The following is a 12,958-nucleotide window of genomic DNA, read 5'->3' as shown; positions in this document are numbered from 1 at the left end:
GACGAGTTGCCGGCGGCGCATATGTTCAAGCGCCTGACGCTGATCAACACCACCTTCGGTGACGTCGATCATCACCTGGGACGCTTTGCGGCACAGCCCGGCTTCCTGGAAACGGTCTGATCCTGCTGGAAGACGATAGCCGCGCCGGTTGTTCCAGGCGCGGTTTTTTTATTGACGGAGCGAACCATGTCCACCCTGTATTTCGAAGACTTCATCGTCGGCAGCAAGCGCGATCTCGGCACCCACCTGGTGAGCGAAGAAGAGATCCTGGCCTTCGCCCGCCAGTACGATCCCCAGCCCTTCCATATCGACAAGGAAGCCGCACAGAACAGCATCTACAAAGGCCTGATCTCCAGCGGCTGGATGACCTGTTCTATCATGATGCGCCTGCTGGTGGACAATATGACCTCCAAGGCGGCCAGCATGGGCTCGCCCGGCGTGGATGAGATCCGCTGGCTCAAGCCGGTCTATGCGGGCGATACGCTGAGCGTGTCGCTGCTGGTGCTGGATGCGCGCGCCTCGTCGTCCAAGCCGGACCGCGGCGTGGTGCACACCCAGTGGGAGGCCACCAACCAGCGCGGCGAACTGGTCTGCACGGTCAAGGGCATGGGCATGTACGGCCGCCGGCCCGCCTGAGGTGTAAGGCCGGGGCGCCGACCGAAGCTGGCGGGATGCGCCGGCGCGGTTTGAAATGCCCGGCGGTTGTTACGCCCTCTCCCCTCGGGGGGAGAGGGAGCAATACAGCGCTTTGCATCGCGCAGCTTATCTCTGGATGCCGGCTCTGAGGTCCGAAGGATCATCGTAGATTCCGGCGTCAATGCATCACCCTGAATGAATCCCGGCCGATTCCGGCCAGCCAGGCAACAACAAGGAGACACCATGCGTACCATCGCTTCGCTTGAAGAACTGGAAAGCCTGCAGGGCCAGGAAGTGGCCATCAGCGACTGGATCGAGATCACCCAGCAGCAGGTCAACCAGTTCGCGGAGGCAACCGGCGATCACCAATGGATCCACGTCGACGTGGAGCGCGCGCGCCGCGAGTCGCCGTTTGGCGGTCCGGTGGCGCATGGCTTCCTGACCCTGTCGCTGCTGCCGGCCTTCATGCACAACGCCATCGATATGCCGGGTGTGAAGATGGGCGTCAACTACGGTCTCAACCGTGTGCGTTTCACCGCGCCGGTGCCGGTCGGCAGCCGCCTGCGCGCCCGCGTGAAGCTGTTGTCGGTGGAACGCCTCGAGCCGCTGCCGAATGCGCCCGGCCTGGTCGGCGCGCAGTCCAACTGGGAAGTCACGGTGGAACGCGAAGGCAGCGACCGTCCGGTCTGCGTGGCGGAATCGATCAGCCGGCGCTACTCGTAAGCCAGGCAGGGCCGCCGCACAAGGCGTGCGGCGGCCTGCGCCGTTTCTTTATCGGCGCCGGCCATGCGGGTGCCATCCAAGGGTTACCTACATGTCAGGCAGTGCAATCGATCTCGGCAAGTCCATGCTCAAGGCGGGCTCGCTTTATCTCTGGGAAATGGTGCGCTGCTGTGTGGCCGGGCTGGTGCTGAGCCTGCTGGCCTTCGCCGTCGTGGCCAAGGGCGGTGCCGGTGCGGGCTGGCCGCTTGCGGCGGCGGCGCTGGTGTTCCTGATCGCTTTTCCGGTGGCGTATTTTGTCGTCGCCCAGCAGCGCGCGCTCGATCGCGTGCTGGGCACGCTGGCGGATGCGCATGGCGAGCGTTTCTACGATGCCACGTTCGGCCGCTTCGTCGATACGCTGCAGGTCCAGCAGCCGGGCGCGCTGGCGAGCCTGCTGGCGCAGCCAAAGGCGCTGACGGCCCGCTTCCAGGGTTTTCTCGAGCGTAGCGAACGCATGCCCCGGCTGGCGCGCCGCGTGGCGCTGCATTTCGCCGGCAAGATCATCGCGGCGATACCGTTTGCCGGGCTCGCCGCGCAGGAAGCGCCCGCGGCCATCCGGGCGGCGGCTGTCACTACGCTGCAAGACCGCTTCGAAGCCTCGTGGCAAACCTTCCTGATCGTTGCCGCAGGCCAGGCCGCGGTGGCGGCCGCTGCCTGCTGGTGGTTGTCCCGCTGAACGGGGACCAGGGCGGCGGCAGAGGGCTCAGGCGGGCGAGCGCGCGCCCGCCGTTGCGTGCGTGGCCGCTGCCAGTGCCGTCGCCGAACGCTCGGGATTCAGCCAGCAAAGGCCGATCACGCCGGCCGCCAGCAGCAGCAAGGCATTGATCGCGAAGCCCACCTCGAAGCCCCCGCTCATGCCGTGGCGCTGTATCAACTGTCCCACCACGGCAGGCGCCAGGCTGCCCGCCAGCGAGACCAGCGCGGTGTGGATGGACAGCACGCTGCCGCGCTGGGCCTCCGGCACGATCTGCGCCAGCATGGCCGGCGTCAGCGCGAACGCCACTGGCGGCAAACATGCCGCCACGGCAATCAGCAAGGTCCTTGGTACCGGCGGCAGCGCCACCGATGCGATCACCAGGTACACCCCGCCGCCCGCCAGCGCCGCGACCGAGATGATCACGCCGCGTGCCAGCCGCGACGATGCCCCTGCGCGCAGCATGCGTTGCGACAGCCAGCTCAGGACCAGCGTGACGGGCATGGACGAGGCTACGATGACGGCATACCAGCGCCCGGTGGTTATCGGGTCGAAGCCCAGGCCCTGCTCCAGGTAGGCGGGCAGCCAGGTCAGGCCCAGCGCCAGCGCCCAGTAGGCACAGAAACCCAGCGTCAGGCAGGCCAGCACGGTCGGATCGCGGAAGATCCGGCGGTAAGGGAGGCGCGCGGGTATGGCCGTGGCGGTACCGGGGCGCTGGCCGGGCGTTCCCGTCAGCGGGCCCTCGCGGCCGACGCACAGCCACATGATGCTCCAGGCGGCGCCGATCGCGGCGAGGATCGCGAAGCTCGCGCGCCAGCCCCAGTGCATCGTCACCAGCGGAATGGTCAGTCCCGCCAGCAGCAGGCCCGCGGTAGCGCCCTGGTTGACCACCGCCACCGGCAGGTTGCGCTTGTGGTCGGGAAACCATTTGTAAAGCGCATGCACGGAGATCGGGAAGGCCGGCCCCTCGGCCGCGCCAAGCAACATGCGGCACAGCAGGATGGTCAGCGCCGAGCCGGCCAGCGCCAGCGGCACCTGCAGCAGCGCCCATGACAGGCCCATCGCCAGCAGCAGCCAGCGCGTGGCGATGCGATTGGAAAGAAAACCCACCAGCACGGTGGAGAGCGAGAACAGCCAGAAGAAGCTGCTGGCGATCAAGCCGAACTCCGATGGCGGTATCTTCAGGTCCGCCATCAGCGGCACCGCGACCATGCCCAGCACGATCTTGTCGAGGAAGTTGATCAGCGAGAGCCAGGTCAGCATCGAGGCCATGGCCCAGGCGCTGCGTGGCTGGTAGGACGGAAGTGGGCTCATGGGCTTGCCTGGGTGCGTCGCGTAAGCGGTGGTGGCGGTGGTGGCGGGGTCAGTCCAGATGCCGGGAGATCAGCTCGAGCAGACGCTCCGGCTGTTCCAGCATGACCAGGTGGCCGCTGTCGATCTCGGCATAACGCGCCTGGCCGATGGCCTCGGCGAGCGCGCGGCAATGCGCGGGCGGCACCATGCGGTCGTGGCGCAGGCCGATCACCAGTGTGGCGGCGCGGATGCGGGGCAGCAGCGGGGCGATGTCGATGGTGGCATCGAGCGCGGCCTGGCGATCGCTGCCGGGTGCCAGGCCGCTGCCGAAGCGCGCCAGGATGGCATCGGCGGTGGCGTCGTCGAGGCGTGCCAGGTAAGGCTCGGAGACGCCGTTGAGCAGGATCATGCGGGCCAGCTGATGGTGGTCCGAGAGCGCCAGGGACTGCCACAGCGAGAACAGCAGGCGCATGCGCCGGTCGGTTTGCGCCCAGGCGCCGAACACCGCCAGGCGGCGCACGCGCTCGGGCATCAGCGCCGCCGCCGCGGCGGCCACCACGCCGCCCAGCGAGTAGCCGACCAGGTCCGCTTGCTGGTCCGGCGCCAGGTCCATGCAGGCGCGCACCTGCTCCACCAGCGTTTCCAGCGTCAGGGGCGCGCCGTCGTCATGCGTCTCCCCCGAGCCGCGCAGATCGAGCGCCAGGCAGCGTCTGTGCTGCGCCAGCCCGGGCAGAAGCGCTGCCCAGTTGCTCTCGGCGCTGGAACTGGTGCCATGCACGAGGATGGTGGGGCGGCCGGTGCCCGCCTCGATGAGGCTGGTGCGGATACCCTCGGACCCGATGGTCAGGCGCTGCATATCGAACTCCATGGCTTCGGCACTTCGTTGCTCCGTTCCTTCATGGACGCCGGTTGCCCGCGGTGGCGGCTGGCCTATTGGGCGGTGAGGCCGCCATCGACGGTGAACTGCGAGCCGGTGATGTAGCGGCCTTCGTCGCTGGCCAGCAGCAGGAAGACGCCAACGATTTCATCCGGCGTGGCCAGCCGGCCCAGCGGGGTCATGCCCTCGATGCGCTTGCGCGCGGTGGTGCCGCTGGCATCGGGCAGGTCGAGCGCGCCCTGGGTCATCGGTGTGTCGACGAAGCCCGGATGGATGGAGTTGACCCGTACCGGCGGCTTGAGCGCGGCGCCGTGCAGGGCCGCGGAACGCGTCAGCAGGGTCACGCCGCCTTTTGCGGCGCAATACGCCGCGACCTGCGCGCCGCCCACCTGGCCATAGACGGACGAGACATTGACGATGGCGCCGCCCGCGCGCATCAGCGGCAGCGCCGCGCGGCAGCCCAGGAAGACGCCGGTCAGGTTGACATCGAGCGTGCGCTGCCAGTCGGCGAGGCTGCAATCCGCCACCGAGCCGCGCAGTGCGATGCCGGCGTTGTTCGCCAGCACGTCGAGCCTGCCGTGGCGCTCGCGCACCGCTGCCATGGCGGTTTCCCAGCCGGCTTCGCTGGTGACGTCGAGCCGCTGGTAGCCTGCGCTCGCGCCCTCCGCGCGCAAGGCTTCAGCGAGGCCTTGCCCGGCGGCATCGTCGATATCCGCCAGCACCACGCTGGCGCCGGCCAGCGCCGCCGCGCGGCTGAAGGCGGCGCCCAGGCCGGACGCCGCGCCGGTGATCATGACAACCTTGTCTTGCAGACGCAGCATTGCGCGATCTCCTGAGTTGTATGCCGGTGCGCCGGGAACTGGCTACGATGACGCGGGCGCCGCGCCGTTTCCTTCGCCTTCGCCAGCGTGGCGCAGCACGAAGTCCCGCCAGTCCGGCTTGCGCGTCTTCCACCAATAGGCGGTGGCATGGCCGGACCAGTTGTTGACCACCTTGCCGCTCGCGGATTTGTACCAACTGCTGCACGAACCCGCCCAGGCCGTCTTGCCGATGGCCGCCTGCAAGGCGTGGTTGAAGCGCGTCACGACGTCCGGGCGGACCTCCATCGAGGCGAACCGTGCCGAGCGGCAGGCCTCGATGCATTGCAGGACGTAGCGCGCCTGGCACTCGAGCATGAAGATGATGGAGTTGTGGCCCAGGTTGGTGTTGGGGCCGTACAGCACGAACAGGTTGGGGAAGCCCGGCGCCGTCATGCCGAGGTAGGCTTCGGGATCGTCCTGCCACTGCTCTGCCAGCGTCCGTCCGTGACGGCCCACGATGCGGACCGGGGCAAGGAAGGAACGGGCGTCGAAGCCGGTGGCGAAGACGATGGCCTCGGCGGGATGCCGGGCGCCGTCTGCGGTCACGACCGCGTCGGTTTCGACGCGGGCGATGGCGGCGGTTTCGACATGGACGTTCGGCCGGCTCAGCGCCTGATAGAAATCGTCGGAGATCAGGATGCGCTTGCAGCCGATCGGGTAGTCGGGCGTCAGCTTCGCGCGCAGCGCCGGATCGGGAATCCCGTGCGCCAGGTAGCGGCGCGCCAGGGTTTCCAGCTCGCGGTTGCGGCCGCTGTCGCGCTGCATGCGGCCAAAGCGCAGCTCGCGCTGCAGGTAGAGGTGCCAGCGGTGCAGGCGGGCGGTCCACGGATGGCGTTCGAAGCGTGCCTGCTGCGCTGGCGTATAGGCCTCGCCATTGCGCGGCAGCACCCAGTTGGCGCTGCGCTGGAAGACGGTCAGCCGTGCCGCCTGCGGGGCGATGCGCGGGATGAACTGCAGCGCGCTGGCGCCATTGCCGATGACCGCCACCGCCTTGCCGCCGAGATCGACATCGTGTCGCCAGCGCGCCGAATGGAAGGCCGCGCCGGCAAAGCCGGCGAGCCCTTCGATGCGCGGCGCCAGCGGGCGATTGAGCTGCCCCGTGCCGCTGACCAGGATGCGCGCGCCGATCGTGTCGCCGTCGCTCGTGCCGACCTGCCACAGGCAGGCCGCTTCATCGTAGCGGGCCTCGGTGACCTCGGTGCCGAAGCGGATATGTCCCAGCAGGCCGAAGCGTTCGGCGCAGTGCTGCAGGTAGCGATGGATTTCCGCCTGGGGGGAATACGCACTGGACCAGTCCGGCTTGGGCGCGAAGGAGAAGCTGTACAGGTGGGAGGGGATGTCGCAGCCGCAGCCCGGATAGGTGTTGTCGCGCCAGGTGCCGCCCACCGTGTCGGCTTTCTCGAGGATGACGAAGGTATCGATGCCGGCCTGCTTGAGCCGGATGCCCATGCACATGCCGGCCACGCCCGCGCCGATGATGACGACAGGGTTCGGGCCGGATGCCAGCGGCGCCGGATTCATGCCCGCCCCTTGTCTTCGCACTCACCCGCGGCCCTGGCGGCTGCGCCAGGAACAGCCTGCATGAAGATGGCATGCGGGATCGCGGGCAGGGCGCCGATCCGCTTCAGTCGCGCGGCTGTCAATGGGCTGTCTCCGTTGTGCTGCTTCTGTGCTGCTTCTGTTCTTATGACTGCGGTGCCTGCGGCGATGACATGGCGCGCGAGCGAGTGGCCACCATAGTTCCGATTCGGGATTCGGGCAAGTCACGGCGCAGCATGGCGGCGAAAGGGGGCGCGGGCGCCTCGAGTGCCGCCGGCGATACAGCGCTCCCGCCCCGGTGCCGTACCGCCGCGCCCATGCCCCAATGTGAGACCGGCCGCGCAGGCGCACAGGGTTGGTGCGCGACACAGGCGCACTGCCATGGTGCGCCCGCGTGTCCGGGCGCCACCGGAGGCTCGCCAGCGCGTGTAGACCGTCTTGTATGCAAGCTTGTATGCCATGGCACGCTAGTTGCAGAAGCATCACCCGGGGTGCGTTGTTCCTTATCAAACACGACAATCTGGGAGCTGCAATGAAACGACGTGACATGCTGAAGCTGTCGGCGGTAGCCGCCGCGGCACTCTTCGCAACGGCAGGCGTGAGCCCGCTGGCATTGGCGCAGTCCAAGGAGCCGATCAAGATCGGTATCCTGCATTCGCTGTCCGGCACCATGGCGATTTCCGAGACTTCGCTCAAGGACGTGGCCTTGATGACCATCGACGAAATCAACAAGAGCGGCGGCGTGCTGGGCCGCAAGCTCGAGCCGGTGGTGGTCGACCCGGCTTCCAACTGGCCGCTGTTCGCCGAGAAGGCGCGCCAGCTGGTCACCAAGGACAAGGTTGCCGTCACCTTCGGCTGCTGGACCTCGGTGTCGCGCAAGTCGGTACTGCCCGTCTACGAAGAGCTGAACTCGCTGCTGTTCTACCCGGTGCAGTATGAGGGCGAGGAGATGTCCAAGAACGTCTTCTACACCGGCGCGGCGCCCAACCAGCAGGCCATTCCCGCGGTGGAATACCTGATGAGCAAGGAAGGCGGCGGCGCCAAGCGCTTCTTCCTGCTGGGCACCGATTACGTTTACCCGCGGACCACCAACAAGATCCTGCGCGCCTTCCTCAAGAGCAAGGGCGTGGCGGACAAGGATATCGAAGAGGTCTACACGCCGTTCGGCCATAGCGATTACCAGACCATCGTCGCCAATATCAAGACCTTCTCGCAGGGGGGCAAGACCGCGGTGATCTCCACCATCAACGGCGACTCCAACGTGCCCTTCTACAAGGAACTGGGTAACGCCGGGCTGAAGGCGAAGGACGTGCCGGTAGTGGCATTCTCGGTGGGCGAGGAAGAACTGCGCGGCATCGACACCAAGCCGCTGGTGGGCCACCTGGCCGCATGGAACTATTTCATGTCGGTCAAGAACCCGGAAAACGAAGCCTTCAGGAAGCAGTGGGCAGCGTGGGTCAAGGCCAACAACCTGCCGGGCGGCGACAAGCGCGTCACCAACGACCCGATGGAAGCTACCTACGTGGGCATCCACATGTGGGCGCAGGCCGTGAAGAAGGCCGGCACCACCGATCCCGACAAGGTGCGCGCCGCCATGTACGGCCAGACCTTCAAGGCCCCGGACGGCTTCACCCTGACCATGGGCGAGAACCACCACCTGTACAAGCCGGTGATGATCGGCGAAGTGAAGGGCGACGGCCAGTTCACGGTGGTGTGGAAGACCCCGAAGGCGGTGCGCGCGCAGCCGTGGAGCCCATATATCGCGGGTAACGAAGGCAAGCCGGACAAGGTGATGTAAGGCGTTTTTCCCTGTTCCGCGCGTGGGGCGGGGTACAGGCCACCGCGTCCTTGTCCGCCGTCCGGCGCTTGCGCGCCGCGGCGGCGGCAAAACCCAGTCACGTTGACCAAAGTGGTCGCGCCTCTTGCGTGCGATCGCGGACCTTATGCACCGATCCTTATCGTTCTCTCTCGCTTCAGGGCTGCGCGCCATGCTGGTGGCATTGCTGCTGCTCGCCGCGTGCCCGCTCTGGGCCGCGCCGCTGACGCAGGCCGACCTGAAGCCGCTGGCCGAAGACGACTTCGACGCCAAGACCGCCGCGCTGAGCACGCTCGCCAAGGCGCCGCCGGCGCAGGCCGGCCCCATCCTCAAGGCGCTGCAGGACGATACGCTGCAGTACGCGCCAGCCGTGGGCATGGTGCGCCAGGACGGCGACAAGCTGGTGGATGCCATCAGCGGCCAGCCGGTCACCGTGCAGGCCGACGCGCTCGAAGCGCTCACCCTGAACAACAGCCTGCGCGCGCTGGTGGATAGCGCCGCCAGCAGCATGCTGCTGCAGTCGGCCGATGCCGCGGTGCGCACGCAGGCGGTGAATACCTTGCTGGACCAGCCAGGCAGCGCATCGCGCGAGGTGGTGGAGTCCGCGCGCAAGGCGGAGGCCGATGCCGGCCTGCGCGCCAAGCTCGATGTCATCTGGGCCAATATCGTGCTGGCGGACGGCAACCGCGACGACCGGCTGGAAGCCATCAGGATCCTGGGCCGCGACAGCAATCCGCAGAGCCGCCAGAAACTGCAGCCGCTGCTGGAGCGCGATGCCGCCGGGAAATACCGCGAGCCCGATGCCGAGTTGCGCGGCGCCGCCCAGCAAGCGCTCGACGCGCTGCGCGGCGACCAACAGCGCGCCCAACTGATCGGCAACCTGTTCGCCGGGCTGAGCCTGGGCAGCGTGCTGCTGCTGGCCGCGCTGGGACTGGCCATCACCTACGGCCTGATCGGCGTCATCAATATGGCGCACGGCGAATTCCTGATGATCGGCGCCTATGCGACCTATATGGTCCAGGGCGTCTTCCGCGCGCATTTCGCCGGTGCCTTCGACTGGTACCTGCTGTTCGCGCTGCCGGCGTCGTTCCTGGCGTCCGCTGTGGTCGGCTTCGTGCTGGAGCGGCTGGTGCTGCGCCATCTCTATGGCCGCCCGCTGGAAACCCTGCTGGCCACCTTTGGCGTCAGCCTGCTGCTGATGCAGGCGGTGCGCACGCTGTTCGGCGCGCAGAACGTGGAAGTGGCCAATCCGTCGTGGATGAGCGGCGGCATCGAATGGCTGCCGGGCATGGTGCTGCCTTACAACCGCATGGTCATCATCGTGTTCGCGCTGGCGGTGGTGGCGGTGGCCTGGGGTGTTCTCAACCGCACCCGCCTTGGCCTGTTCGTGCGCGCCACCACGCAGAACCGCACCATGGCGGCCTGCGTGGGCGTACGGACATGGAAGGTGGACAGCTACGCCTTCGCCTTCGGCGCCGGCATCGCGGGCCTGGGCGGCTGCGCGCTGTCGCAGATCGGCAATGTCGGCCCCGACCTCGGCCAAGCCTACATCATCGACTCCTTCATGGTGGTGGTGCTGGGCGGCGTGGGGCAACTGGCGGGCACCATCATCGGCGCCTTCGGGCTGGGCCTCATCAACAAGTTCATCGAGCCGTTCTATGGCGCGGTGCTGGCCAAGATCCTTGTCCTGGTGCTGATCGTGCTCTTCATCCAGAAGCGCCCGCAGGGACTGTTCGCGCTCAAGGGGCGCAGCGCGGAGGCATGATGCAGACTTCAACATCGAATCGATCGAAAACCCCCGCGGCGGGATTCCGGCTGGCCGTGCCGGAGCGCCAGCCGCTGTTCTCGGGCCGCAGCTGGACTGCGCTGGCGCTGTTGGCGCTGGTCGTCGGCGTTGGCGTGCCGGTGTGCGCGCTGCTGCTGCCCGAAGGCCATCCCATGCACCTGTCGGCCTACGCGCTCACGCTGATCGGCAAGATCATGTGCTTCGCGCTGGCCGCCATCGCACTGGACCTGGTATGGGGCTATTGCGGCATCCTCAGCCTCGGCCATGGCCTGTTTTTCGCGCTGGGCGGCTATGCCATGGGTATGTACCTGATGCGCGCGATCGGCCGCGAAGGCGTCTACAAGAGCGACCTGCCGGACTTCATGGTCTTCCTCGACTGGAAGGAGCTGCCATGGTTCTGGCATGGCACCGGGCACCTGGGCTATGCCATGCTGCTGGTGGTGCTGGTGCCGGGCGTGCTGGCGTGGCTGTTCGGCTTCTTTGCCTTCCGCTCGCGCATCAAGGGTGTGTACCTGTCGATCATCACGCAGGCCATGACCTATGCCGCCATGCTGCTGTTCTTCCGCAACGAGACAGGTTTCGGCGGCAACAACGGCTTCACCGATTTCAAGCGCATCGCCGGCTTCCCCGTGGCGGCGCCCGAGACCCGCACCGCGCTGTTCGTGCTGACCTTCCTTGCCTTGCTGGCCGGCTTCATCGCCTGCCGCTACATCGTCACTTCCAAGCTCGGGCGCGTGGTCACGGCGGTGCGCGATGCCGAGATGCGCGTGATGTTCTCCGGCTACAACCCGCTCGGCTACAAGCTGTTCGTGTGGACCTTCTCGGCCGTGCTGTGCGGCATTGCCGGCGCGCTGTATGTGCCGCAGGTAGGCATCATCAACCCGGGCGAGATGTCGCCGGCCAACTCCATCGAGATGGCGGTATGGGTGGCCGTGGGCGGACGCGGCACGCTGATCGGCCCGATCATCGGCGCCTTCCTCGTCAACGGCGCCAAGACCATGTTCACGGCCTACTTCGCCGAGTACTGGCTGTTCCTGCTGGGCGCGATGTTCGTGCTGGTCACGCTCTACCTGCCGGACGGCGTGATCGGCCTGATCAAGCGCGTGCGCGGCATGCGCGCCCGCGCCCTGGCGGGCGGTGCCTCGTCCGGCGCGCCGGCCAACGCTACCCGCAGCGGAGGTGAAGCATGAATGCCGCACCGGGAGCGCAACTGGCGGAAAGCGGAGGCACCACCGGCCTCGGCCGCGTGATGGAGCCGGGCGTCATCGATGTCTCGCATGGCCCCATCCTCTATCTCGAAGATGTGACCGTGCAGTTCGATGGTTTTCGCGCGCTCAACCGGCTCACGCTGTCGATCGATCACGGCGAGCTGCGCTGCGTGATCGGGCCCAACGGGGCCGGCAAGACCACCATGATGGATGTCATCACCGGCAAGACCGGGCCGCGCAACGCCAATGTCAGCGGCCGCGTGTTCCTCGGCCAGACCATCGATCTGATGCGCCTGACCGAGCCGAAGATCGCGCAGACGGGCATCGGCCGCAAGTTCCAGAAGCCCACCGTGTTCGAGCAGCACGAGGTGTGGGAGAACCTGGAACTGGCGATGAAGGCGGACAAGCGCTGGTTCTCCTCCTTGCGGGCGCGGCTGGGGCCGCAAGGGCACCGCCGTATCGAGGAAACGCTGGCGTTGACCGGCCTCGAGGATGAGGCCTATCGCCCGGCCGGGCTGCTGTCGCACGGCCAGAAGCAGCGGCTGGAGATCGGCATGCTGCTGATGCAGCAGCCGCAGCTGCTGCTGCTCGACGAGCCGGTGGCGGGCATGACCGACGAGGAAACCATGCAGCTGGCCACGCTGCTGAACAGCCTGCGCGGCACCTGCTCGATGATGGTGGTGGAGCACGACATGGAGTTCGTCGCCGCGCTGGCCGGCGCCACCGGCACCGTCACCGTGCTGGCCGAGGGCAGCGTGCTGGCCGAAGGCACGCTCGACGCCGTCAAGCGCGAAGAGCGCGTGATCGAATCCTACCTCGGCAGATAAAGGATAAAAGGGACAAGGCCATGTTGCAGGTCAATGCACTGAATCAGTACTACGGCGGCAGCCATATCCTGCGCAATGTCAGCTTCGAGGTGCCGCAGGGCAAGCTGACGACCTTGCTCGGCCGCAATGGCGTGGGCAAGAGCACCTTGCTCAAATGCCTGATGGGGGTGGTGCCGACCAGGAGCGGCAGCATCAGCTGGGCGGGCCGGGCGCTGGAGAAGAAGCCGCCGTACGAACGCGTGGCATCCGGTCTCGCGTATGTGCCGCAGGGCCGCGAGATCTTCCCGCGCCTGACGGTGGAGGAGAACCTGCTGATCGGCGCCGCCAGCCTGAAGCGCCCGGCCGGCGTGCCGGACCGGATCTACCAGTTGTTCCCGGTGTTGCGCACCATGCGCCAGCGCCGCGGCGGAGACCTGTCCGGCGGCCAGCAGCAGCAGTTGGCGATCGGCCGCGCGCTGATGAGCGAGCCGGAACTGCTGATCCTGGACGAGCCGACGGAAGGCATCCAGCCGTCGATCATCCAGGACATCGGCCGCGCGCTGCGGCTGCTGGTGGACGAGTTCGGCATGACGGTGCTGCTGGTGGAGCAGTATTACGAGTTTGCCAGGCATCTGGCGGATCACTATGTCGTGATGAGCCGCGGCGAAGTGGTGGCAAGAG

Annotated in this window: 12 protein-coding genes and 1 pseudogene; 9 read left to right on the top strand and 4 right to left on the bottom strand. The window is 67.3% G+C overall.

The genetic code is table 11. From position 1 onward, the window contains the following. The 4 genes and pseudogenes from P3W85_RS19775 to P3W85_RS19760 all read left to right on the top strand — a co-directional run. Positions 1-120: pseudogene (locus P3W85_RS19775) on the top strand (pimeloyl-CoA dehydrogenase small subunit); the annotation flags it as partial. 66 nt (positions 121-186) lie between these two features. Further along, complete coding sequence (locus P3W85_RS19770; RefSeq protein WP_017224326.1) at positions 187-636, top strand: MaoC family dehydratase; 450 nt, start codon at positions 187-189, stop codon at positions 634-636. Positions 637-879: 243 nt separating this feature from the next. Further along, positions 880-1,359 carry a MaoC family dehydratase gene (locus P3W85_RS19765; RefSeq protein ID WP_017224327.1) on the top strand — a complete coding sequence of 160 codons (480 nt, stop codon included), beginning with the start codon at positions 880-882 and terminating at the stop codon, positions 1,357-1,359. A gap of 91 nt (positions 1,360-1,450) precedes the next feature. Beyond that, positions 1,451-2,074 carry a hypothetical protein gene (locus tag P3W85_RS19760; protein ID WP_035805825.1) on the top strand — a complete coding sequence of 208 codons (624 nt, stop codon included), beginning with the start codon at positions 1,451-1,453 and terminating at the stop codon, positions 2,072-2,074. A 27-nt stretch (positions 2,075-2,101) separates the two neighbouring features. Here the strand turns inward: P3W85_RS19760 and P3W85_RS19755 are convergent, their stop codons facing one another. The 4 genes from P3W85_RS19755 to P3W85_RS19740 all read right to left on the bottom strand — a co-directional run bounded on the left by P3W85_RS19755 (position 2,102) and on the right by P3W85_RS19740 (position 6,643). Further along, positions 2,102-3,406, bottom strand: coding sequence for an MFS transporter (locus tag P3W85_RS19755; RefSeq protein WP_276266050.1), 1,305 nt, complete (start codon positions 3,404-3,406; stop codon positions 2,102-2,104). A 49-nt stretch (positions 3,407-3,455) separates the two neighbouring features. Continuing rightward, positions 3,456-4,241, bottom strand: a complete 786-nt coding sequence (locus P3W85_RS19750) for an alpha/beta fold hydrolase (protein WP_276266049.1) — start codon at positions 4,239-4,241, stop codon at positions 3,456-3,458. 74 nt (positions 4,242-4,315) lie between these two features. Then, positions 4,316-5,083: an SDR family oxidoreductase gene (locus tag P3W85_RS19745; protein ID WP_276266048.1), complete on the bottom strand. Its 768-nt coding sequence runs from the start codon at positions 5,081-5,083 to the stop codon at positions 4,316-4,318. A gap of 42 nt (positions 5,084-5,125) precedes the next feature. Beyond that, a complete protein-coding gene (locus P3W85_RS19740) occupies positions 5,126-6,643 on the bottom strand; it encodes a flavin-containing monooxygenase (protein ID WP_276266047.1) in 1,518 nt (505 codons plus the stop codon). A gap of 550 nt (positions 6,644-7,193) precedes the next feature. Between P3W85_RS19740 and urtA the strand changes: the two genes are divergently transcribed. The 5 genes from urtA to urtE all read left to right on the top strand — a co-directional run. Next, entirely contained in the window at positions 7,194-8,459 is a 1,266-nt protein-coding gene (gene urtA / locus P3W85_RS19735; RefSeq protein ID WP_276266046.1) for an urea ABC transporter substrate-binding protein, read from the top strand. A 145-nt stretch (positions 8,460-8,604) separates the two neighbouring features. Beyond that, positions 8,605-10,242 (top strand): urea ABC transporter permease subunit UrtB, encoded by a 1,638-nt coding sequence (urtB, locus tag P3W85_RS19730; RefSeq protein ID WP_276266045.1) that lies wholly within the window; start codon positions 8,605-8,607, stop codon positions 10,240-10,242. Further along, entirely contained in the window at positions 10,242-11,453 is a 1,212-nt protein-coding gene (urtC, locus tag P3W85_RS19725) for an urea ABC transporter permease subunit UrtC (RefSeq protein WP_017226697.1), read from the top strand. The genes urtB and urtC overlap by 1 nt, the downstream gene beginning before the upstream one ends. Beyond that, entirely contained in the window at positions 11,450-12,298 is an 849-nt protein-coding gene (gene urtD / locus P3W85_RS19720; protein ID WP_017226696.1) for an urea ABC transporter ATP-binding protein UrtD, read from the top strand. The genes urtC and urtD overlap by 4 nt, the downstream gene beginning before the upstream one ends. Before the next feature lie 20 nt (positions 12,299-12,318). Further along, the coding region (gene urtE, locus P3W85_RS19715; protein WP_276266044.1) for an urea ABC transporter ATP-binding subunit UrtE at positions 12,319-12,958 on the top strand (640 nt) is incomplete at its 3' end.

The organism is Cupriavidus basilensis (assembly GCF_029335485.1).
Lineage (GTDB): Bacteria > Pseudomonadota > Gammaproteobacteria > Burkholderiales > Burkholderiaceae > Cupriavidus > Cupriavidus basilensis_E.
This window is presented reverse-complemented; position numbering and strand designations above follow the sequence as displayed.

Excerpts from the sequence above, each read along its gene's own strand:
- P3W85_RS19755 (WP_276266050.1), bottom strand. The coding sequence starts at position 3,406 with ATGAGCCCACTTCCGTCCTACCAGCCACGCAGCGCCTGGGCCATGGCC.
- urtC (WP_017226697.1), top strand. The coding sequence starts at position 10,242 with ATGCAGACTTCAACATCGAATCGATCGAAAACCCCCGCGGCGGGATTC.
- P3W85_RS19770 (WP_017224326.1), top strand. The coding sequence starts at position 187 with ATGTCCACCCTGTATTTCGAAGACTTCATCGTCGGCAGCAAGCGCGAT.
- P3W85_RS19740 (WP_276266047.1), bottom strand. The coding sequence starts at position 6,643 with ATGAATCCGGCGCCGCTGGCATCCGGCCCGAACCCTGTCGTCATCATC.
- P3W85_RS19765 (WP_017224327.1), top strand. The coding sequence starts at position 880 with ATGCGTACCATCGCTTCGCTTGAAGAACTGGAAAGCCTGCAGGGCCAG.
- P3W85_RS19760 (WP_035805825.1), top strand. The coding sequence starts at position 1,451 with ATGTCAGGCAGTGCAATCGATCTCGGCAAGTCCATGCTCAAGGCGGGC.
- P3W85_RS19750 (WP_276266049.1), bottom strand. The coding sequence starts at position 4,241 with ATGCAGCGCCTGACCATCGGGTCCGAGGGTATCCGCACCAGCCTCATC.
- urtD (WP_017226696.1), top strand. The coding sequence starts at position 11,450 with ATGAATGCCGCACCGGGAGCGCAACTGGCGGAAAGCGGAGGCACCACC.
- urtA (WP_276266046.1), top strand. The coding sequence starts at position 7,194 with ATGAAACGACGTGACATGCTGAAGCTGTCGGCGGTAGCCGCCGCGGCA.
- urtB (WP_276266045.1), top strand. The coding sequence starts at position 8,605 with ATGCACCGATCCTTATCGTTCTCTCTCGCTTCAGGGCTGCGCGCCATG.
- P3W85_RS19745 (WP_276266048.1), bottom strand. The coding sequence starts at position 5,083 with ATGCTGCGTCTGCAAGACAAGGTTGTCATGATCACCGGCGCGGCGTCC.